This is a genomic window from Paenibacillus sp. PvR133, assembly GCF_017833155.1.
Taxonomy (GTDB): Bacteria; Bacillota; Bacilli; order Paenibacillales; family Paenibacillaceae; genus Paenibacillus; species Paenibacillus polymyxa_B.
The window spans coordinates 1,413,829-1,435,923 of record NZ_JAFIBS010000001.1 but is presented as its reverse complement, the minus strand read 5'-3'; the positions used below and the strand labels follow the sequence as shown (position 1 = coordinate 1,435,923).

Below are 22,095 nucleotides of genomic sequence, written 5' to 3'. Positions count from 1 at the left end.
ATTCAATACATAATCACCTTATTATACCGGAAATTCGCACTTAACAAAAAAGAGAGTTTTGTCGATAAATACTATAATCCGTCTTGTAATGACGCGCTTGGGGCAAGGACGACCCCGGCGGCATGAAAGGATTCAAAATCTATTCTCATGGATGAGGTGTATCATGCAAATTTCAACCATTATCGGACTTGTGCTCGGGATTGTGTCACTGGTCGTCGGGATGATCTTAAAAGGCGCTCCGGTCGTCAATCTGGTCAATAATCCCGCTGCTTACATGATTATTTTCGTCGGAACGGCAGCGAGTATATTTATGGCCTTCCCGATGGCAGAAATCAAACGGATTCCGAAGCTGTTCAAGGTTATTTTCACCGAACAAAAACTGTTAGACCGCAAAGAGCTCATCGGTACGTTTACCGAGTGGGCATCCATTACCCGTCGTGAAGGTCTGCTCGCCTTGGAATCTAAGGTAGAGGAAATCGACGATCCCTTTATGCGTGGCGGCATGCGAATGATTATTGACGGAAATGATCAGGAATTCGTACGGGACGTTCTGATGGAGGATATCAATGCTACCGAGGACCGACATCGCTCTGGCGCGCTGATCTTCTCTCAAGCTGGTATGTACGCTCCAACGCTCGGGGTACTCGGTGCGGTTGTAGGTCTGATCGCCGCTCTGGCCGACCTTAGTGACATGGAAAAGCTTTCTCATGCCATTGCAGCAGCCTTCATTGCGACGTTGCTCGGTATTTTTACAGGTTATGTCCTGTGGCATCCGATGTCCAACAAGCTCAAACGGTTATCCAAAAAAGAAGTGGAGCTTAAATTAATGATGGTCGAAGGTCTGCTTTCCATTCAATCGGGGATATCGACGATTGCCATCAGTCAGAAACTGACGATCTTCCTGACTCCGACCGAACGGGCTACGATGACCCAGAAGGATGGCGATTCCAGTGAGTAAAAAGAGACATGAACCGCATGAAGAGCATGCTGACGAAAGCTGGCTGTTGCCATATTCCGACTTAATGACCCTTCTGTTGGCTCTTTTCATTGTCTTATTCGGTATGAGCTCGCTCGACGCCAAAAAATTTGAAACTATGGCTCAATCCCTGAGTGCAGCTTTTAGTGGCGGCACTGGCGTGCTGGATCACTCGGCCGCGAATCCGTCGTCACAATCCATGGATATGGGCAAAAATAAAGAACAAGTATCACAACCCTTAAAATCGAAGGCTACTTCTACCTCTGAACTGCAAAAACAGTTGGCCCAGCGGGAAGAAGAAGATTTAAAAAAACTTAAAAAACAAATGGATCAATACATTCAAAATAACGGCCTGACCCCGTTGCTGAATACCAAGCTGAACCAATCACAGCTGATGATCACCATTAGTGATAATGCCTTGTTTTCATCCGGGCAGGCCGAAGTAAAGCCGGAAGCAAGAAAGCTGGCCAAGTCTATTTCTAGTATGCTTCAGCAGTTCCCTGGCTATGATGTTATCGTATCGGGTCACACGGATAATGTACCGATCTCCAACAGCCAGTTCCCGTCCAACTTTGATTTGAGCGCCAAGCGCTCTCTGAATTTCTTGCGTATCTTGTTGCTCAATCCAGATCTCGATCCAACCAAGTTTGTATCCATCGGTTATGGCGAGTATCGTCCATTGGCAAGCAATCAAGATGGTCAAGGACGCTCCAAAAACCGTCGTGTTGAAATATCTGTTCTCCGCAAATATCAGAACGGGACACAAGTCATCAGTCCTACCTCAAGCTCGAGTGAAGGTTGATTATGCATATGTTATATGAACAAAGGCACCGCCGCATTTTTATGCAGCTGGTGCCTCTTTGTTTATGCTTCCTGTACTTCTGGCCCTGTCAGGTACACGATCATACGCTGTAGGCTATACGAAACTCCTCTGGCATTAGCTAAGCGTATAATCGAGCATCTGGCCAAGCTCCTGCTTCTCAGCCTCTGTCAGATCACGCCAGGCACCTTTCTGAAGGGACCCCAACCGAATATTCATGATTCGCAGCCGTTGCAGTTTTTTTACTTCATAACCGAAGGCAGCACACATACGCCGGATCTGACGATTTTTCCCTTCAGTCAGGATAATACGGAATACATACTCAGATACACGCGTCACCTCACAAGGTAGCGTTCGCTGGCCGAGTATTTTCACCCCACTGGACATGCCCTGCACAAAAGATGGTATGACAGGGCGATCCACTGTTACGATATATTCTTTCTCATGCTTGCCTTCTGCCCGTAAAATCTTATTCACAATGTCTCCATCATTGGTAAGTAAAATGAGACCTTCCGAATCCTTATCCAGGCGTCCAATCGGGAATATCCGCTGCGGGTGCCCCACAAAATCAACAACATTGCCTCTAATGTGGCTCTCCGTTGTACTTGTAATGCCCACCGGCTTGTTCAATGCAATATAGACGTGATCGGACTTCTCGCGCAGTGGCTTGCCGTTCACGCGAACATCATCGCCTTCCTCCGCTTGACTACCCAGCACGGCCACTTCGCCGTTAATCGTCACGCTGCCGCTCTCTACCAGCTTGTCCGCCTCCCGGCGCGAGCAAAAACCGGTTTCGCTGATAAACTTGTTAATGCGCAACCTGTGTACCCTCCATTTCTACTAACACACTTCCTCCTGCGCCCCTGCCCGTTACTCCGGCTTGGCAATCGGAAGCTGCACCAGGGCTGTCGTTCCCTCTCCCTCTGTGCTTTCAATATCCAGTGTGCCTTTATGACTCTGTATAATACGCTGGCTGACCATAAGTCCTAGTCCTGTCCCTGTTTCTTTGTTTGTGAAAAAAGGTTCTCCTAGCTTGGACAGCATTTCTGCAGGAATACCCGTTCCCTGGTCCCGTATGAAGATTTTAACGCTTTCTCCCTCCAAGAACAAATGAATCGTGATGATACCACCTTTACTCATAGCCTCCATGCTATTTTTAAGTAAATTAATGAATACCTGTTTTAACTGATTTTCTTCGGCGTATACCAGGGCAGGCTCGTCCGTGACCTGAAGATTGAATACAATGCCCAGCAGATGCGCCTGACTATCTAGTAAAGAAATCACATCGCTCACAATATAGCGAACATCTTTTTTCTGAAAATGCACCGCCTGTGGCTTCGCCAGAATTAAAAACTCGCTTACGATCAAATTAATGCGATCCAGCTCAGACATCATAATATCGTTGTGTTTCATATTCAACACTTGATTTTGCTGCTGTAGTTGGAGAAAACCACGTAGCGTGGTTAGCGGATTACGAATCTCATGCGCTACGCCTGCCGCTAGTTGTCCGACGGTTGTCAGTTTCTCTGATCTGCGCAACAGCTCCTCCATCCGGTTGCGACCCGTGATATCACGCGACACGCAGATAAACCCCAAAATCTGGCCTTCTTCATCCAGAATAGGAGACGTGCTCATACTAATCTCTACCGTACTTCCATCCTTACGCATTCTAAGGGACTCACTTGATACGATGCTCTCTCCCTGAAGCAGGCTCTTCTTCTGAAATTCATACTCCTCCTGTTGCTGCGGAGGTACAAACTCCAGCTTACGACCAACCAACTCTTTCTTGGTCCAGCCGTACAAAGCTTCGAAGGCATGATTGACCCGAACGACACGATCCTCTTCATCAGTCACATGAATCGCATCTGCTGTCTGATTAATAACCGATTCCAGATGCTCCTTTACAGAACGGTTCTCTTCATACATTTGTTCGAGTCTTCTCGTATACACCCCCAAATTGTAGGCCATCGCATTGATGCGCTCACCCAACTGTGCAAGCTCATGACCACCCTTGATTTCTAGCCGTGTATCAAAATGACCATCAGCCATCTCGTTCACTTTGCCCAGAATCGACTGAATTGGACGGACAAACAGACTGGCAAGCACATAGCTTCCAATGATCACAACCTCTAAAAGGACAATAGAAATGGCAATTAAACTAATCAATTGCTTGGAAATAACAGAAGTGATCGTATCATAATTCATAACAATACGGATAACATAGGCATCACGGTTAGCCGGATAAAAAGGTATGTAACTGACGAGAACCCGTTCGCCTTTAATATAGCAGTCTTGTACAATACTCTCCCCCGAGATGATAGCCCTGGACACGGCCAAACGATCCTCCTGCACTCTCGTTAGTTGATACGTGCCGAATTGGATCGGTTTGTTGTACATGTAATAGTATTTCCAGTCGTTCCCGTTCTTGTCCATCGTAGCGCCACCAAAGGTTGCAGGGTTAATTCCTGTAATCTCCATGATGCGATAATCCACTTGTTGGGTTTGCTTTACGATCTCATCGGGACTCAGGATGGTTATGAAATTTTGTACTGAAGTATCCTGAAAGGAAATTCGAATTAAGTAGTTACGTTTTTGGTCATAATAAAATCCCCATTTATTAATATGTGAGGAGTCTGAACCCGTGTAGTCAAATGATCCGGTCCAAAAATGATTCAGTTTCTGACCTTGCGCCATTGCAGCCTGTCCATGCTCATATAATTGGTCAACTGCATTTTTCCAATGCCCGGTCAATGGATCGGATGGCGTTACTTCTTTAGGATCGGAGGATTTGACAACCTTATACCCCTGCCCGTCTCGAATCATCAAAGAAATATTAATATCCCTGTGGAGTGTGGCTATCTGTTGAAGCTGTTCCTGCTGAATATTTCGGATGTCAGGATCGAGCTGATTGGCAGCCAACGTGGCAGAAAGCCACAGATTATATCCGAGCTGTTTGTCAACGGCCTCCCAGCTATGTTGGGTTTGTTCGATAGCTCCTCCGATAATTTTAGCGGTCAGAACCATTTTAGTTTCACTGTCACTTCTTAGATTTTCGTGGGTCGTGTAATAATTGAGTGCGATGTTTAACAACAGGATAAACAAGACGGACCCCGACAAAATGATCGTTATTCTGATTTTTATCGACACACTGATTTCTCACCTCTTGCCGTATGCTGGCGATTACTGGCAATTGCTAACTCAATGATACCGTAATAGCGCCTCTGATACCAGCATTTACATTTACCGGATATACATAAATACACACCTTGTGTACAGTATTGTCAATAGACGGGCGTTTGCCTACAATATAATAAGATAATCATCCACAGGTAGTCCACAAATACACAGATTTTATTATAAACTGTGGATAAACCTGTGGACAAGTGCCATGTTATCCACAATTTTATTCACATCATGTTAACAACGGAATATTTGTTCGTTGGATAATTCCGCGTTTGAAAGGAGCATTTTCCCAGTGACCACCATGGATCACGCCTATTGGATGAAAGAAGCCATTCAGGAAGCATATAAGGCAGAAACGTTAGGTGAAGTCCCCATTGGGGCTGTCATCGTAAAAGATAATGAAATCATCGGTCGCGGCTACAATTTGCGCGAGACGGATGCTGACCCAACCGCACATGCAGAGATGGTTGCCATTCGTCAGGCCAGTGAGCACTTAGGCGCTTGGCGCCTGCTGGATTGTAGGCTGTATGTCACTCTGGAGCCGTGTCCAATGTGCGCCGGAGCCATTGTTCAATCACGGGTTCCCCATTTGATATACGGAACTACAGATCCCAAGGCAGGCTGCGCAGGCACGCTGATGAATTTATTACAGGAGCCTCGGTTTAATCACTGTACAGAAGTAACTAGTGGTGTACTGCAGGAGGAATGCGCCTCGCTGCTAACGAGCTTTTTTCGGCATCTCCGGCAAAAAAGAGCGGCAGCCAGATTATCTCCTCCCCCATCCTCATCCTGAGGGGGAAAAGTCCAAAACACTTCATCTCATTGCTAATTCCCCATGGAAGGAGACCAACCCATGCCTATGAGCTTGTATAATACGCCTCAAGGTATCTTTTTACGGCCATTTAGCTTGGCGGATAGCGAAGCCCTTCTCGCCCTTAGGCACCGTAATAGGGATTCCCATGCGCCTTATGAGCCGCTTTACGAGGATTCATTTTTCACATTAGAGAAACAGCAGGATTATATCCGTCAGAAATTGCGTCAGGCCGAAGAGGATCGAGGTTACGTGTTCGGTATCTTTCTCTTAAAGGAAGAACGGCTCATCGGTTATATCTCTATTTCCAATCTAGTACGTGGAGTTGGACAATTCGCTGATATCGGCTACATGATGGATCATCATGAACAGGGTAAAGGGCATATGACCGCTGCCTTAAAGTTGATCATACAATATGCCTTTCGTGCCTTATCTCTACATCGTCTCCAAGCGGGTACCCTTTTGCATAATGATCCCTCACAACGTGTATTAAAAAAATGCGGCTTCCAGCCAGAAGGCATTGCTCGCAAGCTTATACAGATTCAGGGCGTATGGCAGGATCACCAGATGTTTGGACTTTTGGCTGAGGATGACGTGTGGCAGAGCTAAATGACTGCACAGGGACAACATTAACAGTAAACAAAAAACCGCCCGGCTTATGCCGAGCGGTTTTCTTACATCATATACGAAAAAAATGATGTTTTGCAATCATGTCATCCCATAATTAAGGAGCAACAGTTTGCATTTTTTGTTGCAGTTGTTCCATAGTCAGGACTTGATCACCTGTTGGAATACCCACTTTAAATGCTGCTTTAGCATTGATTTTGCTGTATTGCGTGTAGCCTGTTACGGACAATTTCACATTGTCTTTTGTAGCCGGATCATTCATCTCTACATTCGCATTCAGGTCTTGATACACAGGAATGTTATCCTTGTTCAAAGCTGTGTTAATGTCAAATTGTTTCACCGTCAAATAGTTTTTCAACTCATCCAGCTTTTTGCTAACTTCGCTGGTGTTGGATTGCAGTTCTTTCTTCGCTTCAGCCAGCTCTTCCTTCTTCACTTGAAGCATGCCAGCATATTCATCTTTAGACATCACATCAAGGACTTTAGGAAGCGCCTTAGTGATAAATGTATTGGTCGCTTGCTTCACATTGTCGTTCGTTATTTTGAACTGAACTACTTGTTTAGCTTCAACGCCTTGTGGCAATTTAGCGTCTTTAGGATCAATATCAAAGAAGTACGTAGCTTGATCATACTCGTTCATAATAGCAGCAATCACTTCATTCGCAAATTTCTGCGATTTTTCCTGATCCATGGCTGCAGGATTAAATTCTTGTCCTGATTGTTTAGCCAGTTCTTGTGGATCAATGATCAGGAATTTACCTACAACATCCTGTGGAAGCGGGTAAAATGGAATATTAGGAATTTTAACGTACAGTTTATCTTTAGTCATTACCATTGGAATCGTGAAGCTGGTGGAAAGATCACCTTTCAAATGAATGCCGAGCGTCATTTCAGATTGGAAAGGTTCTTTTTGGTATACACCATCCAGCGTAATATCAGCATTTTTCAGCATGCTAGTTACCATTGCACTTTGCTCACTTGGAACAGAAGCGGATGTAATGGTCAGTTCCTTAATCGTGAATTGACTTTTGGATTCATAAGAATTCAATTTCATTGCATTAGCTGTACCGGTCGTAACAGCTTCCTTCGGTTCTAACTTCTTGCTACAACCTACCAGGGCTACCGTCAAAAGTAACACCATAGTGAGTACCAAGACGGATAACTTTTTACTCATTGTGTAGATTCTCTCCTCTCGTAATTAACCCCTTTTTTATGCTAACAAAAAAAATACACACCCTCTATTTTAACTCATATTCTCAAACGGCGAAACACTTATTGGAAAATTTTCTTACAATAAGCACAAAGACACCCTGGCTCTCTAACCAGGGTGTCTTACACTATGCAATATATTTTAGGAGAAAGGTCTGCCTGCTTATGAGCCTTCTCTATTATGGTGATCCACGTGATTCCGCTGTTTCACCTTCTTGGAACCGGATAACGGCTCCTGCTGATGACTACGCTCACGCTTTTCGTTACTTCCACCAGAATCCTGTGCTTCGGGAACAGGAATGGCTTTAGGCTTGCTCATTTATGCATCCTCCATTCTCAGTCTATATTTTTGGTACATCAACGAATCCGTTTATTACCATTAAAAATAGGACTATAGATGGTGTAGATCTTCCGTTTTATCGTGATTTAGTGAATCCTGATGACGGCGATCATTACGATCCTGCTGCACTTGCTGTGCCTGATGACTATTAACTGGACGTTGCTCCAAATCATCAACAATGTTAGACAGGTTTTTATCCAGTCCGTCTTTGGCTTTTGTCATGTAGCCTTCCTCCTCATTCCTTCATGACCTACGAATGCGTCAACGACTGTAATGTTTGGGCACATTGGTGAATATGCCGAGTATAATCGGACACTAACTGCTGAATGATATCTGTTCGTTCATCCACAGACTGTCCGTCCCGCTCTACATCGACTAAGCTAACCTGTACTTCCCGGGAGTCTACATAAGTACATGCAAAATCAAAGGAGTACATTTGTCGGCCTTCAACCTCGATGTGGATTCGTATAGCCCGGTTATTGGCTTCATCTGCCTGTACCTGTGATTTGTCCCCTGAATTCAAAAGAATCGGCAGTTGTTCCTGCCAGGCCTCTACCAGCTTTTGCTGGTCTACTGTCATTTCTCGATTCATGCCAGCACCTCCACATCTGATAACGTGTGAAAAAAACGAGCTTTTTATACAACAAAAAAGCCATTCTCCACGATTCCTGATCATTAGCTTATAAAGGCCAATGTATCAGCTATCGTATTTGAATGACTTGGTTTATTTAAAATATGGCGGAGAGGATGGGATTCGAACCCATGTGAGCTTGCACTCTAACGGTTTTCAAGACCGCCCCGTTATGACCGCTTCGGTACCTCTCCAGGTGGTAAATGGATAAAGCTGCTTCCCTTTTAACATACTCAGGCGCAACAAAATTATTTTACCACAGGATTTCTAAGAATGCAACACTTACTGCTTAGGAGCAATAACCTCAATGCCTCGCATATATGAACGCAGCACTTCTGGGATCACGATGCTTCCGTCCTCTTGCTGATAGTTCTCCAAAATAGCAGCCACAGTCCGCCCCACAGCCAATCCTGAACCGTTCAGCGTATGTACAAATTCAGGCTTCGCCTTCGAATCTGGACGGAAACGAATGTTTGCACGACGCGCTTGGAAGTCTTCTGTGTTTGAACAAGAAGAAATCTCGCGGTACATGCCACTCTCAGGCAACCATACTTCCAGATCGTACGTTTTGGCAGACGTAAAACCCATATCTCCAGTGCAAAGTGCCAGCACACGATATGGAAGTCCGAGCAGCTGTAAAACACGCTCAGCATTATTCGTCATTTTCTCCAATTCCTCATAGGAGGTATCCGGGTGAACTAGCTTAAGCATCTCTACCTTATTGAACTGATGCTGACGGATCAGGCCACGTGTATCACGTCCTGCTGATCCTGCCTCCGAGCGAAAGCAAGAGCTGTATGCTACATAATATTTTGGAAGCTGCTCCGCATTCATAATCTCTTCACGGTGGTAGTTCGTTACCGGAACTTCAGCCGTAGGAATGAGATAATACTCAGTATCACGCAGCTTAAACAAATCTTCTTCAAACTTCGGAAGTTGACCCGTTCCGTACAAGCTATCCCGATTTACAATGTATGGAGGAAGCATTTCTTCATAACCATGCTCACTGCTGTGCAGATCCATCATAAAGTTAATCAGCGCACGCTCTAATCTTGCTCCCAGTCCTTTGTAGAACGTAAAACGAGAACCCGTTACCTTGGCTGCTGCCTCAAAATCAAGAATATCTAGATCCTGAGCCAATTCCCAATGCGCTTTAGGTGTAAAAGAAAACTCGCGTGGCTCCGACCAGCGACGGATTTCTACATTATCCTCTTCCGATGCACCTACAGGTACTGTTTCATTAGGAATATTCGGAATAGACATCACCAGTTCGTCGATCTGTACTTCCAGTTCGCGTACTTGCTCATCTAATTCTTTAATACGATCGGAGACTTGACGCATTTCTGCAATCAGATCATCCGCATTTTCCTTATTCTTCTTCAACTTGGCTACTTCACCGGATACCACGTTCCGACGATTTTTGAGTCCTTCGCTTTCTTGTAGTAACTCACGACGGCTTACATCCAGATCTGTAAAACCATTAATCAGATCCAGAGATTTCCCCCTGTTCTGCAAAGCTTTCTCAACCCGACCAAGCTCATTACGTAAAATCTTTATATCTAACACAGGTAATCCCTCCTACACTACAAACCTGACTTTCCCCTATTCGCGGACCATATCCACAAAATACTGATGTAACCGATAATCGTCTGTTAACTCCGGATGGAAGGATGAAGCCAGCAAATGACCCTGACGGGCTGCCACGATCTCGCCGTTATACTCAGACAGCACATCTACTCCCGTTCCAACAGACTGTATTAATGGCGCGCGTATAAATACAGCACGAACCGGTTCCTCAATCCCTTTAATGTTCAAGTCTGTTTCAAAGCTTTCTCTTTGGCGACCAAATGCATTACGCGATACTGTAATATCCATGAGTCCCAAATGTGCTTCTTCCTGTCCTTGAATCGTTTTAGCCAGTACAATCAATCCCGCGCAAGTACCGAATACAGGCTTGCCTTGATTGGAAAACTGACGTACAGCCTCTATAAAATTATACTTGCGCATTAGCTTACCGATAGTGGTACTTTCACCACCGGGAATGATAAGACCGGACAGCTCATCGAGCTGTTCGATCTTCTTCACCGCTATACCTTCCGCACCCGCACGTTCAACGCTTCGTATATGTTCAGCTACAGCGCCTTGCAGCGACAATACACCTATTTTCATGCCGGTCCCTTCTTTCTTACCAACCACGATCCTGCATGCGCTCATGCGGTGCCAGTTTGGAAATTTCAATGCCTTTCATAGGAGTTCCCAAATTCTTGGAGACTTCTGCGATTAGCTTGTAATCCGTATAATGAGTGGTCGCTTCCACGATTGCACGTGCAAACTTCTCAGGGCTATCCGATTTGAAAATACCAGAACCTACAAAGACGCCATCAGCGCCTAAATGCATCATTAACGCGGCATCGGCAGGTGTCGCTACACCACCCGCTGCAAAGTTGACCACAGGCAGCTTGCCAAGCTCATGCACTTCCAACAGCAGTTCATAAGCAACTCCGAGGTTTTTCGCTTCTGCATACAGCTCGTCCTTCGACAAGTTTTGCACCTTGCGAATTTGACCATTGATAAAACGCATATGCCGAACGGCCTCAACAATATTCCCAGTTCCCGGTTCGCCCTTCGTACGGATCATAGATGCACCCTCACCAATACGACGCAGCGCTTCTCCCAGATCCTTGGCTCCACAAACAAATGGAACGGTGAACTCCCGCTTATCAATATGGAAAACTTCATCCGCAGGTGTCAGCACTTCGCTCTCATCGAGATAGTCAACACCGAGAGATTCCAGTACCTTTGCCTCTACAAAGTGACCGATGCGAGCCTTAGCCATAACAGGAATAGAAACAACCTTCATAACTTCTTCCACAATCGTTGGATCAGCCATACGAGCAACCCCACCAGCTGCACGGATATCCGAAGGCACCCGTTCAAGAGCCATTACAGCTGTAGCTCCTGCTGCCTCTGCAATTTTAGCCTGCTCAGCGTTCATGACATCCATGATTACGCCGCCTTTTTGCATCTCTGCCATACCTCTTTTTACACGCGAAGTTCCCGTTTCCATGTCGTTGCCTCCTGTAAGGGTTACGTTTAGATTCTAACTTAATATTTTACCGCACGAATGCCAAATACACAATCATTTCAAGCTGCAAAATAAGTAATGAAAAACAAGGTAGGTCGCCTAGCTTGCTTTTTTAGAAGAGGTTCTTAATTCCTTGGAACAGATCTCCGAAGAAATCACCGATTGCCCGGAAAAGCATTCGGAACCAGCCGCCCTCTTCTACTGCCGTCGTAGTAACCAGATCAACGGTTTTTGTCTGCCCTTTATCCACACCGTCTGTCTTGTACGTGTACGTAATTGTTCCGACTTTGGCCCCTTGCTTCAAAGGTGCCACCAGAGAGCTTGCTGGTGTAATGTTCGTTGTAAAGGTTACCTTAGGATTGCTCGCGCCCTTAGGTACAATAAAGCTTACTGCATCCTTGGTGACGATCGGTACTTCTGTTTCCGTACCTTTGGTCACAGGCACATTCTCAACACCCTTAACCACCGTCTTTGGAGCAACAACCTGCTTCACTTCAAAGTTATCAAAACCATAGTTCAGTACTTTAGCTGTCTCTGTAAAACGGTGTGCATCTGAATCAGCTCCCATAACTACACTGATGAGACGCACTCCGTTGCGTTCAGCGGTTCCTGTAAAACAGTTGCCAGCATTAGCCGTATGGCCTGTTTTCATCCCGTCTAAACCTGGGTAAGCAAACTTTCTAAAGTTAGTAATATTTTTGTTTGCTTCTAGCATCCAGTTATAGTTAATAATCGGCGCCTTGTCGGTAGGACGGAATTTGTAAGATTGAATTGTGGTGAATCGCGTGTAATCCGGATGATCTTTAATGATGTAACCAGCCAGAGTAGCTGCATCTCTCGCTGTCATCACAGTTTCCCGGTCTGTATCCGGCTGGAAGCCCTTCGGCATATCACCACGGTCCAAACCAGTCGAGTTGATAAAATACGTATTTTTCATGCCCATTTTCTGAGCTGTTTCATTCATTAGTTTTACAAAGTCCTGCTCAGTTCCGGATACGCGTTCAGCAAGGGCTACTGTTGCATCATTAGCAGAACCTACCGCCATTGCAATATAAAGCTCTTCTACCGTATGTTGATCCCCTTGAGCCAAAAAAATACGTGATCCAATGCTCTTAGAAGCATTCTCGTTAACCGTAACCTTATCCGTCCACTTAAGTTTACCTTGCTTAACCTGTTCAGCCACGATGTACTCTGTCATCATTTTAGTCATACTTGCTGGTGGAAGTGGCTCATCTGGATTCATAGACAGCAATACTTGCCCAGTGGAAGGCTCGATCAAAATGGCGGAACGTAGTGCCAGACTAGGGGGGTTAATAGAACCTGTCCCCGTAATATTGGTTGCCTGTGTTGCCGCTCCAGCTGCAAAAGTAGCCACGCTCGGATCGAAATTGCCTACAACAGGCAATGCCGACATATACATCATATTAAGCACCATGACTGCAGTCACACTCTTTTTAATCATGCTGCGTTTTGTATTTTGCTTTAAATTGTTCGCTTTCAAATGAATACAAACTCCTCTCGTACCTCAACCCGATCCGCTATGTATAACGAGACGGTGGTTACAGCCTCTACTTGGCCAATGTAATTAATGTTTTAATGTTATAAAATCCAGTTTTATTTCGTTTTCTTAGTTGTATCCTGTCATGAGCATTTCCTGCTCGAATCTTCTTCACTGGTAGGAATCGTCCAAAAGACCTACGTGCCCTAATTCATCACTTATTTCGTCATAAAGGCGGACACTTGTCTATTCTATCACAGGGGTATCTCTAAAAAAAGACAGGCAGAGCGAAATACGCTCTGCCTGTCGTCAAGTCTACTACAGCCGAACTTTATAGAGAGTAGTTTGGTGCTTCTTTCGTAATTTGCACATCATGCGGATGACTCTCACGCAGACCAGCACCTGTAATACGGATAAAGCTTGTATCGTTACGAAGCTCCTCAATATTAGCTGTACCGCAATAACCCATACCAGAACGAAGACCGCCCAACAGCTGATGAACAGTGTCGGAAAGTGGCCCTTTATAAGCAACACGTCCTTCGATGCCTTCCGGTACCAATTTCTTGTCGTCATCTTGGAAATAACGATCTTTACTACCTTGCTTCATCGCAGCCATAGAACCCATGCCACGATATACTTTGAAGCGGCGTCCTTGATAAATTTCAGATTCGCCTGGGCTTTCTTCCGTACCTGCAAAAAGACTTCCCAGCATTACCGCAGAAGCCCCTGCCGCAATGGCCTTTGTAATTTCACCGGAGTATTTAATACCGCCGTCTGCAATAATCGGAATATTATATTCACGTGCTACTGTTGCACAATCATAAATTGCTGTTACTTGTGGAACACCAATCCCTGCGATTACGCGTGTTGTACAGATGGAGCCTGGACCAATACCGACTTTTACGACCGATGCTCCAGCTTCAATCAATTCGCGCGTTCCGTCACCAGTAGCTACATTACCTGCTACAATCGTCAGATCAGGATAAGCTTCACGCAGCTTGCGGACTGCTTCAATAATGTTAATATGATGCCCGTGAGCAGAGTCCACAACAATCATATCCACACCAGCTTTTACAAGTGCTTCAGTCCGATCAAATGTATCTTTGGAAATGCCGACAGCCGCACCGACCAGAAGACGGCCTTGTGCATCTTTCGCTGCGTTCGGAAATTGAATAGCTTTCTCAATATCTTTAATGGTGATAAGGCCTTTGAGATAATTTTCATCATCGACCAAAGGGAGCTTTTCAATTTTATGCTTTTGCAAAATGACTTCCGCTTCCTGTAAAGTCGTACCTACAGGTGCAGTTACCAGTTCTTCCTTCGTCATGACTTCACTGATTTTAAGGTTAAAATCGTGAATAAAGCGAAGATCGCGGTTAGTAATAATACCCACCAGTTTGTTTTCTTCGTTTACAACAGGTACACCAGAAATACGGTATTTACCCATAACTGCTTCAGCATCGGATACCAAATGATCCGGAGTCAATGAGAATGGATTGGTGATAACACCGCTCTCCGAACGTTTAACCCGATCCACCTCCACCGCTTGCTGTTCAATCGACATATTTTTATGAATAATACCGATACCGCCCTCACGAGCCATCGCGATTGCCAACACTGCCTCAGTAACAGTATCCATACCAGCACTCATCAAAGGAATATTCAGCTTTACGTTATCACTCAAACGAGTCGCTACGCTTACTTCTTTGGGCAGAACCACCGACTTGCGAGGTACCAGCAAAACATCGTCAAAGGTAAGGCCTTCCTTACCGAATTTATCTTCCCACACCAAGATGATCCTCCTTCAAATTGTTTAGTCTGTATTGGTCTTGTTGTCTGTCCGACATGGACAAATCAAGGCTCTCTGAAAATATATTATTGCAATCTTAGCAAAGCGGTATAGGGGTGTCAAGCCTTCATCAATAGCCCTAACCTTTAGTATTTCCCTGTACAAACAACTGTACTCCTACGAAGGACAACCTTTAAAAATAAGCGTTTCCAAAGGTAATAACTATTTACAAGAGCATATCTCCTCTTTGAGTCGCAGCATGGAAGCAATTATATAAGTGGTTTGTACCGTAATATACCAAAGAGAACCATGATCTCATTGAGATCATGGTTCTCTTTACTTGTTGCTTGGCGACGTCCTACTCTCCCAGGACCCTGCGGTCCAAGTACCATCGGCGCTGGAGGGCTTAACGGTCGTGTTCGGGATGGGTACGTGTGGAACCCCTCCGCTATCGCCACCAAACATGAATTTACATTGTAAATTCTTTAACAGGAATCAGCATCGCCAAATGCTGTGTGTTTGCTTGTTTCATATAAGCTACTTGAGCTTATACAATACAAAACTTACACCCTGAAAACTGGATCCGAAACTTATTTGCGTTTTATTCTTAGGATAAGCCCTCGACCGATTAGTATTGGTCAGCTCCATGCATTACTGCACTTCCACCCCCAACCTATCTACCTCGTCGTCTTCAAGGGGTCTTACTAATTGGGAAATCTCATCTTGAGGGGGGCTTCACGCTTAGATGCTTTCAGCGCTTATCCCTTCCGTACATAGCTACCCAGCGGTGCTCCTGGCGGAACAACTGGTACACCAGCGGTACGTCCATCCCGGTCCTCTCGTACTAAGGACAGCTCCTCTCAAATTTCCTACGCCCACGACAGATAGGGACCGAACTGTCTCACGACGTTCTGAACCCAGCTCGCGTACCGCTTTAATGGGCGAACAGCCCAACCCTTGGGACCTACTTCAGCCCCAGGATGCGATGAGCCGACATCGAGGTGCCAAACCTCCCCGTCGATGTGGACTCTTGGGGGAGATAAGCCTGTTATCCCCAGGGTAGCTTTTATCCGTTGAGCGATGGCCCTTCCATGCGGTACCACCGGATCACTAAGCCCGACTTTCGTCCCTGCTCGACTTGTAGGTCTCGCAGTCAAGCTCCCTTCTGCCTTTGCACTCTTCGAATGATTTCCAACCATTCTGAGGGAACCTTGGGGCGCCTCCGTTACTCTTTAGGAGGCGACCGCCCCAGTCAAACTGCCCACCTGACACTGTCCTCGCACCGGATCACGGTACCAAGTTAGAACCTAGATACGATCAGGGTGGTATCCCAAGGATGCCTCCTCTCAAGCTGGCGCTCAAGATTCAACGGCTCCCACCTATCCTGTACAGATCGTACCCAAATTCAATATCAAGCTGCAGTAAAGCTCCATGGGGTCTTTCCGTCTTGTCGCGGGTAACCTGCATCTTCACAGGTATTAAAATTTCACCGGATCTCTCGTTGAGACAGCGCCCAAGTCGTTACGCCATTCGTGCGGGTCAGAATTTACCTGACAAGGAATTTCGCTACCTTAGGACCGTTATAGTTACGGCCGCCGTTTACTGGGGCTTCGGTTCATAGCTTCGCCCCGAAGGGCTTACCACTCCCCTTAACCTTCCAGCACCGGGCAGGCGTCAGCCCGTATACTTCGCCTTGCGGCTTCGCACAGACCTGTGTTTTTGCTAAACAGTCGCTTGGGCCTTTTCACTGCGGCCCCCTCGGGCTATTCACCCTACCGAGGCACCCCTTCTCCCGAAGTTACGGGGTCATTTTGCCGAGTTCCTTAACGAGAGTTCTTCCGCGCGCCTTAGAATTCTCTTCTCGCCTACCTGTGTCGGTTTGCGGTACGGGCACCTTCTCCTGGCTAGAGGCTTTTCTTGGCAGTCTGAGATCATGACCTTCGCTACTATAATTTTCGCTCCCCATCACAGCCCAGCCTTACGATGTGCGGATTTGCCTACACACCAGCCTCACTGCTTAGACGGACATCCATCAGTCCGCGTCACTACCCTACTGCGTCACCCCATCGCTCATAACGGATTACGGTGGTACAGGAATTTCGACCTGTTGTCCTTCGACTACGCCTATCGGCCTCGCCTTAGGTCCCGACTTACCCTGAGCGGACGAACCTTCCTCAGGAACCCTTAGGCTTTCGGCGGATCTGATTCTCACAGATCTTTTCGTTACTCATACCGGCATTCTCACTTGAATGCAGTCCAGCGCTCCTTACGGTACACCTTCAACCCGCATTCAACGCTCCCCTACCCCTGATGCAAGCATCAAGCCATAGCTTCGGTGGTGTGTTTAGCCCCGTTACATTTTCGGCGCAGAGTCACTCGACCAGTGAGCTATTACGCACTCTTTCAATGGTGGCTGCTTCTAAGCCAACATCCTGGTTGTCTGTGCAACTCCACATCCTTTCCCACTTAACACACACTTGGGGACCTTAGCTGATGGTCTGGGCTGTTTCCCTTTCGACAATGGATCTTAGCACTCACTGTCTGACTCCCGGAACTAAATCTATGGCATTCGGAGTTTGACTGAGCTTGGTAACCCTTGCGGGCCCCGCACCCAATCAGTGCTCTACCTCCACGATTCTTCTTTCCGAGGCTAGCCCTAAAGCTATTTCGGGGAGAACCAGCTATCTCCGGGTTCGATTGGAATTTCTCCGCTACCCCCACCTCATCCCCGCATTTTTCAACATGCGTGGGTTCGGGCCTCCAGTGCGTGTTACCGCACCTTCACCCTGGACAGGGGTAGATCACCCGGTTTCGGGTCTACGTCCACGTACTCATTCGCCCTATTCAGACTCGCTTTCGCTGCGGCTTCAGCTCTTCACCTTAACCTTGCACGGGAACGTAACTCGCCGGTTCATTCTACAAAAGGCACGCCATCACCCATAAATAGGGCTCTGACTTCTTGTAAGCACACGGTTTCAGGATCTATTTCACTCCCCTTCCGGGGTGCTTTTCACCTTTCCCTCACGGTACTGCTTCACTATCGGTCGCCAGGGAGTATTTAGCCTTGGCAGATGGTCCTGCCGGATTCATACGGGGTTTCACGTGCCCCGCACTACTCGGGATCCGTCTCGGAGAGAACAAGTTTTGAACTACAGGGCTTTTACCTTCTCTGGCGGGCCTTTCCAGACCTCTTCATCTAACCGGTTCCTTTGTAACTCCATGTGAGACGTCCCACAACCCCAAGGAGCAAGCTCCTTGGTTTGGGCTAATCCGCGTTCGCTCGCCGCTACTGACGGAATCACTATTGTTTTCTCTTCCTCAGGGTACTTAGATGTTTCAGTTCCCCTGGTCTGCCTCTATTCTGCCTATGTATTCAGCAGAAAGTGACTGTCGATGAAGACAGCCGGGTTTCCCCATTCGGACATCCCCGGATCAAAGCTTGCTTACAGCTCCCCGAGGCCTTATCGTTGTTCGCCACGTCCTTCGTCGGCTCCTGGCGCCTAGGCATCCTCCGTGTGCTCTTTGTAGCTTAACCTAGACTTTTCTTTCAAAGAAAGAAAATGTCGATGTTCGATAAAGAATGATTTTTGCCAAAGGCAAAAGATCTTTCCTTACCTGCTACCTTTATTTCACTTGTTTACACAAGATCAGCTTAAAGGAATATTCTAAAACGCAATTTCGTTTCGGTATCCAGTTTTCAAGGTGCAATTCGCTTCATCGAAGCGAAACCCGATGAATATTTCGGTTCCACACGGATGTGTGAATGAAACATTCGTCGAAGCTTGAGAGTTTGAGCTCTCAAAACTGAGCAACGAGTGAGTAACAGGCCTAAACCTGAGTTTTGAAGCTTACGCTTCATATTTGAATGTTTCCGTTGCAGGAAACGATTCTCCATAGAAAGGAGGTGATCCAGCCGCACCTTCCGATACGGCTACCTTGTTACGACTTCACCCCAATCATCTACCCCACCTTCGGCGGCTGGCTCCCTTGCGGGTTACCCCACCGACTTCGGGTGTTGTAAACTCTCGTGGTGTGACGGGCGGTGTGTACAAGACCCGGGAACGTATTCACCGCGGCATGCTGATCCGCGATTACTAGCAATTCCGACTTCATGTAGGCGAGTTGCAGCCTACAATCCGAACTGAGACCGGCTTTTCTAGGATTGGCTCCACCTCGCGATTTCGCTTCCCGTTGTACCGGCCATTGTAGTACGTGTGTAGCCCAGGTCATAAGGGGCATGATGATTTGACGTCATCCCCACCTTCCTCCGGTTTGTCACCGGCAGTCTGCTTAGAGTGCCCAGCTTGACCTGCTGGCAACTAAGCATAAGGGTTGCGCTCGTTGCGGGACTTAACCCAACATCTCACGACACGAGCTGACGACAACCATGCACCACCTGTCTCCTCTGTCCCGAAGGAAAGGTCTATCTCTAGACCGATCAGAGGGATGTCAAGACCTGGTAAGGTTCTTCGCGTTGCTTCGAATTAAACCACATACTCCACTGCTTGTGCGGGTCCCCGTCAATTCCTTTGAGTTTCAGTCTTGCGACCGTACTCCCCAGGCGGAATGCTTAATGTGTTAACTTCGGCACCAAGGGTATCGAAACCCCTAACACCTAGCATTCATCGTTTACGGCGTGGACTACCAGGGTATCTAATCCTGTTTGCTCCCCACGCTTTCGCGCCTCAGCGTCAGTTACAGCCCAGAGAGTCGCCTTCGCCACTGGTGTTCCTCCACATATCTACGCATTTCACCGCTACACGTGGAATTCCACTCTCCTCTTCTGCACTCAAGCTCCCCAGTTTCCAGTGCGACCCGAAGTTGAGCCTCGGGATTAAACACCAGACTTAAAGAGCCGCCTGCGCGCGCTTTACGCCCAATAATTCCGGACAACGCTTGCCCCCTACGTATTACCGCGGCTGCTGGCACGTAGTTAGCCGGGGCTTTCTTCTCAGGTACCGTCACTCTTGTAGCAGTTACTCTACAAGACGTTCTTCCCTGGCAACAGAGCTTTACGATCCGAAAACCTTCATCACTCACGCGGCGTTGCTCCGTCAGGCTTTCGCCCATTGCGGAAGATTCCCTACTGCTGCCTCCCGTAGGAGTCTGGGCCGTGTCTCAGTCCCAGTGTGGCCGATCACCCTCTCAGGTCGGCTACGCATCGTCGCCTTGGTAGGCCTTTACCCCACCAACTAGCTAATGCGCCGCAGGCCCATCCACAAGTGACAGATTGCTCCGTCTTTCCTCCTTCTCCCATGCAGGAAAAGGATGTATCGGGTATTAGCTACCGTTTCCGGTAGTTATCCCTGTCTTGTGGGCAGGTTGCCTACGTGTTACTCACCCGTCCGCCGCTAGGTTATGTAGAAGCAAGCTTCTACATAACCCCGCTCGACTTGCATGTATTAGGCACGCCGCCAGCGTTCGTCCTGAGCCAGGATCAAACTCTCCATTAAAGACCAACCGAAGCTGGTTTATAGAAAGAGCGATAAGCTCATTTTGAAACTGACGAGATAAAAATATCTCTTGTTTGATTTTGCAAGCAAAATCGTTTTACTCACTCGTTGTTCAGTTTTCAAAGATCAAACATTCTTTTTCGGTCGATTCAGTTTATCGCTTCATCAACTCTTATATCATATCATCTCCGAACCAACTTTGCAAGCACTTTTTTTAAATCTTTTTTTGTAACACTCGCTCGCAATATTGTATTTCTTGGCCGGAATTAGAGTATACCACTCCCCATATTTAAATGCAACCGTTTTTTAATAAATTGTTTTTACTATCATTATTGTTGTAATGACATCCTGTGTACTCTGTACTTTTGCTAAATGGACTTAGTTATCTGCATCCAAGAACGACGTGAGATCCATTCAATGATCTCGAATACGCGTGTTGCTCATTACAACTCAAGTGCATATTCTGCTTTTTCTTTAATATTGATGATTTGACAAAGAAAGGATGGGTAAAAAAGATAAGGAGCTAGCAACAAACCATGCGATAGCAGCTTTGTTTCACGCAACTTTAGGTAATGATTAATTATAACTGTATAGAGGAGTAGATTTACTAATGAAGCAACGAAGGCGAACATGGACGAGAATTGTGTTTCTTATCATCTCTTGCTTACTGCTTTTCGTGATCTCAGGATTTGTGTATGAGTGGATTGCATCCAAAAAGGATAAATCACAATACCCACCTCCGGGGGAATTGGTCGATGCCGGGGGTTATCGACTCCATATTCGTAAACTCGGTAACGGCTCTCCAACAATATTGCTTGAATCAGGGAGCGGGGAAAGTAGCCTGTCATGGAGAGATATTCCCGAAAAACTGTCATCATTCGCCACTGTTGTATCCTATGACCGGGCAGGCTATGCCTGGAGCGAGGAGGCTGCTACTCCACGAACCGGGGAAAACATCGTTCGAGAGCTTCATGTCGCCTTAAAAAACGCAGACATCCAAGCTCCTTATATTCTGGTAGGCCATTCCCTTGGAGGGATGTACTCAAGACTGTACGCGCAGACATACAAAGACGAAGTGGCAGGATTGGTTCTGGTGGATGCCAGGCCTGAAAATGACGCTCGCCGGACAAATGAGATCTATGCCAAGGAACGGCCTAAGGTCAATCCCTCCCCGTTAATATCCATTCTCCTAGAAAAGTCAGGGGCTTTTCGCCTGTTCCCCAATTTAATGCTAACGGGTCGGGTCGAATATCAAGATAGAAAATCTTTTGTGAATATTGTCGCTTCCTCTAAATACTTTCGATCTGTTGCGGAGGAGGGTGATCTAGCAAGCACTACCGAAGATGCCATACGGGGACAGCATCTGGGTAACCTCCCTGTACGTGTAATTGCCCGGGGCATTCAACAAGATTTGACTCAGTTCGGTATTAGTAAACGCGGAAATGATCAGATCGAACAAAGCTGGCAAATGGGACAGCGCGAGATGCTTAACATCTCTACAAACAGCAAATTTATTGTTGCCAAGAAGAGCGAGCATATGATCATCCATGATCAACCGGAGCTTGTCATCCAAGTCATCCGTGAACTCATCACCGACACAAGACACTTTCAGTCAACCATGTCTAAAGCATACACAGATGATTAGGGACTTTATATGTTAAACAGCATAAAAA

Annotated in this window: 16 protein-coding genes, 1 tRNA gene and 3 rRNA genes; 5 read left to right on the top strand and 15 right to left on the bottom strand. The window is 46.5% G+C overall.

The window, feature by feature from the left end:
- Window positions 1-163 precede the first annotated feature (163 nt).
- Both motA and motB read left to right on the top strand, forming a co-directional pair.
- Entirely contained in the window at window positions 164-958 is a 795-nt protein-coding gene (gene motA, locus JOE49_RS06340; protein WP_025723780.1) for a flagellar motor stator protein MotA, read from the top strand.
- Complete coding sequence (gene motB, locus JOE49_RS06335) at window positions 951-1,778, top strand: flagellar motor protein MotB (protein WP_025723781.1); 828 nt, start codon at window positions 951-953, stop codon at window positions 1,776-1,778. The genes motA and motB overlap by 8 nt, the downstream gene beginning before the upstream one ends.
- 135 nt (window positions 1,779-1,913) lie before the next feature.
- On the opposite strand, the gene rluF is transcribed toward motB, so the two are convergent.
- Window positions 1,914-2,615 (bottom strand): 23S rRNA pseudouridine(2604) synthase RluF, encoded by a 702-nt coding sequence (rluF, locus tag JOE49_RS06330; RefSeq protein ID WP_028542602.1) that lies wholly within the window; start codon window positions 2,613-2,615, stop codon window positions 1,914-1,916.
- Window positions 2,616-2,666: 51 nt separating this feature from the next.
- Entirely contained in the window at window positions 2,667-4,943 is a 2,277-nt protein-coding gene (locus JOE49_RS06325) for a PAS domain S-box protein (RefSeq protein ID WP_160788738.1), read from the bottom strand.
- Between the two features lie 328 nt (window positions 4,944-5,271).
- On the opposite strand from JOE49_RS06325, the gene tadA reads away from it, so the two are divergent.
- Together tadA and JOE49_RS06315 are read left to right on the top strand one after the other, a co-directional pair.
- Window positions 5,272-5,772, top strand: a complete 501-nt coding sequence (gene tadA, locus JOE49_RS06320) for a tRNA adenosine(34) deaminase TadA (RefSeq protein ID WP_053324343.1) — start codon at window positions 5,272-5,274, stop codon at window positions 5,770-5,772.
- Window positions 5,773-5,832: 60 nt separating this feature from the next.
- Window positions 5,833-6,399, top strand: coding sequence for a GNAT family N-acetyltransferase (locus tag JOE49_RS06315; RefSeq protein ID WP_160788737.1), 567 nt, complete (start codon window positions 5,833-5,835; stop codon window positions 6,397-6,399).
- Between the two features lie 115 nt (window positions 6,400-6,514).
- On the opposite strand, the gene JOE49_RS06310 is transcribed toward JOE49_RS06315, so the two are convergent.
- From JOE49_RS06310 to JOE49_RS06250, 13 genes are all read right to left on the bottom strand, one after another.
- Window positions 6,515-7,591 (bottom strand): hypothetical protein, encoded by a 1,077-nt coding sequence (locus tag JOE49_RS06310; RefSeq protein WP_028542606.1) that lies wholly within the window; start codon window positions 7,589-7,591, stop codon window positions 6,515-6,517.
- Window positions 7,592-7,789: 198 nt separating this feature from the next.
- Window positions 7,790-7,945: a small acid-soluble spore protein P gene (locus JOE49_RS06305; protein ID WP_025720032.1), complete on the bottom strand. Its 156-nt coding sequence runs from the start codon at window positions 7,943-7,945 to the stop codon at window positions 7,790-7,792.
- A 72-nt stretch (window positions 7,946-8,017) separates the two neighbouring features.
- Window positions 8,018-8,188 carry a hypothetical protein gene (locus JOE49_RS06300; RefSeq protein ID WP_209940747.1) on the bottom strand — a complete coding sequence of 57 codons (171 nt, stop codon included), beginning with the start codon at window positions 8,186-8,188 and terminating at the stop codon, window positions 8,018-8,020.
- 28 nt (window positions 8,189-8,216) lie between these two features.
- Entirely contained in the window at window positions 8,217-8,558 is a 342-nt protein-coding gene (locus JOE49_RS06295) for a hypothetical protein (RefSeq protein ID WP_013308177.1), read from the bottom strand.
- A gap of 144 nt (window positions 8,559-8,702) precedes the next feature.
- Window positions 8,703-8,791: transfer RNA gene (locus tag JOE49_RS06290), tRNA-Ser, on the bottom strand.
- 88 nt (window positions 8,792-8,879) lie between these two features.
- Window positions 8,880-10,163 carry a serine--tRNA ligase gene (gene serS / locus JOE49_RS06285; RefSeq protein WP_025720034.1) on the bottom strand — a complete coding sequence of 428 codons (1,284 nt, stop codon included), beginning with the start codon at window positions 10,161-10,163 and terminating at the stop codon, window positions 8,880-8,882.
- A 36-nt stretch (window positions 10,164-10,199) separates the two neighbouring features.
- The gene (gene pdxT, locus JOE49_RS06280; RefSeq protein WP_053324339.1) at window positions 10,200-10,766 is read right to left on the bottom strand and encodes a pyridoxal 5'-phosphate synthase glutaminase subunit PdxT; all 567 of its coding nucleotides are present in this window, start codon (window positions 10,764-10,766) and stop codon (window positions 10,200-10,202) included.
- Between the two features lie 16 nt (window positions 10,767-10,782).
- Complete coding sequence (pdxS, locus tag JOE49_RS06275) at window positions 10,783-11,664, bottom strand: pyridoxal 5'-phosphate synthase lyase subunit PdxS (RefSeq protein ID WP_025720037.1); 882 nt, start codon at window positions 11,662-11,664, stop codon at window positions 10,783-10,785.
- 130 nt (window positions 11,665-11,794) lie between these two features.
- Window positions 11,795-13,183 carry a D-alanyl-D-alanine carboxypeptidase family protein gene (locus tag JOE49_RS06270; protein WP_071639034.1) on the bottom strand — a complete coding sequence of 463 codons (1,389 nt, stop codon included), beginning with the start codon at window positions 13,181-13,183 and terminating at the stop codon, window positions 11,795-11,797.
- A gap of 328 nt (window positions 13,184-13,511) precedes the next feature.
- Window positions 13,512-14,969, bottom strand: a complete 1,458-nt coding sequence (gene guaB, locus JOE49_RS06265; protein WP_013308172.1) for an IMP dehydrogenase — start codon at window positions 14,967-14,969, stop codon at window positions 13,512-13,514.
- 345 nt (window positions 14,970-15,314) lie between these two features.
- Window positions 15,315-15,431: ribosomal RNA gene (gene rrf / locus JOE49_RS06260) — 5S ribosomal RNA — on the bottom strand.
- A gap of 146 nt (window positions 15,432-15,577) precedes the next feature.
- Window positions 15,578-18,504 (bottom strand): 23S ribosomal RNA (locus JOE49_RS06255).
- 362 nt (window positions 18,505-18,866) lie between these two features.
- Window positions 18,867-20,422 (bottom strand): 16S ribosomal RNA (locus JOE49_RS06250).
- Together the 16S, 23S and 5S rRNA genes form the textbook arrangement of a ribosomal RNA operon.
- 610 nt (window positions 20,423-21,032) lie before the next feature.
- On the opposite strand from JOE49_RS06250, the gene JOE49_RS06245 reads away from it, so the two are divergent.
- Window positions 21,033-22,067 carry an alpha/beta hydrolase gene (locus tag JOE49_RS06245; protein WP_071559521.1) on the top strand — a complete coding sequence of 345 codons (1,035 nt, stop codon included), beginning with the start codon at window positions 21,033-21,035 and terminating at the stop codon, window positions 22,065-22,067.
- Window positions 22,068-22,095: the final 28 nt, after the last annotated feature.

Bases quoted from the DNA above. Each gene is read 5' to 3' on its own strand.
- JOE49_RS06295 (WP_013308177.1), bottom strand. From the start codon at position 8,558: ATGAATCGAGAAATGACAGTAGACCAGCAAAAGCTGGTAGAGGCCTGG.
- JOE49_RS06315 (WP_160788737.1), top strand. From the start codon at position 5,833: ATGCCTATGAGCTTGTATAATACGCCTCAAGGTATCTTTTTACGGCCA.
- motA (WP_025723780.1), top strand. From the start codon at position 164: ATGCAAATTTCAACCATTATCGGACTTGTGCTCGGGATTGTGTCACTG.
- JOE49_RS06300 (WP_209940747.1), bottom strand. From the start codon at position 8,188: ATGACAAAAGCCAAAGACGGACTGGATAAAAACCTGTCTAACATTGTT.
- JOE49_RS06245 (WP_071559521.1), top strand. From the start codon at position 21,033: ATGAAGCAACGAAGGCGAACATGGACGAGAATTGTGTTTCTTATCATC.
- pdxT (WP_053324339.1), bottom strand. From the start codon at position 10,766: ATGAAAATAGGTGTATTGTCGCTGCAAGGCGCTGTAGCTGAACATATA.
- JOE49_RS06310 (WP_028542606.1), bottom strand. From the start codon at position 7,591: ATGAGTAAAAAGTTATCCGTCTTGGTACTCACTATGGTGTTACTTTTG.
- JOE49_RS06305 (WP_025720032.1), bottom strand. From the start codon at position 7,945: ATGAGCAAGCCTAAAGCCATTCCTGTTCCCGAAGCACAGGATTCTGGT.
- pdxS (WP_025720037.1), bottom strand. From the start codon at position 11,664: ATGGAAACGGGAACTTCGCGTGTAAAAAGAGGTATGGCAGAGATGCAA.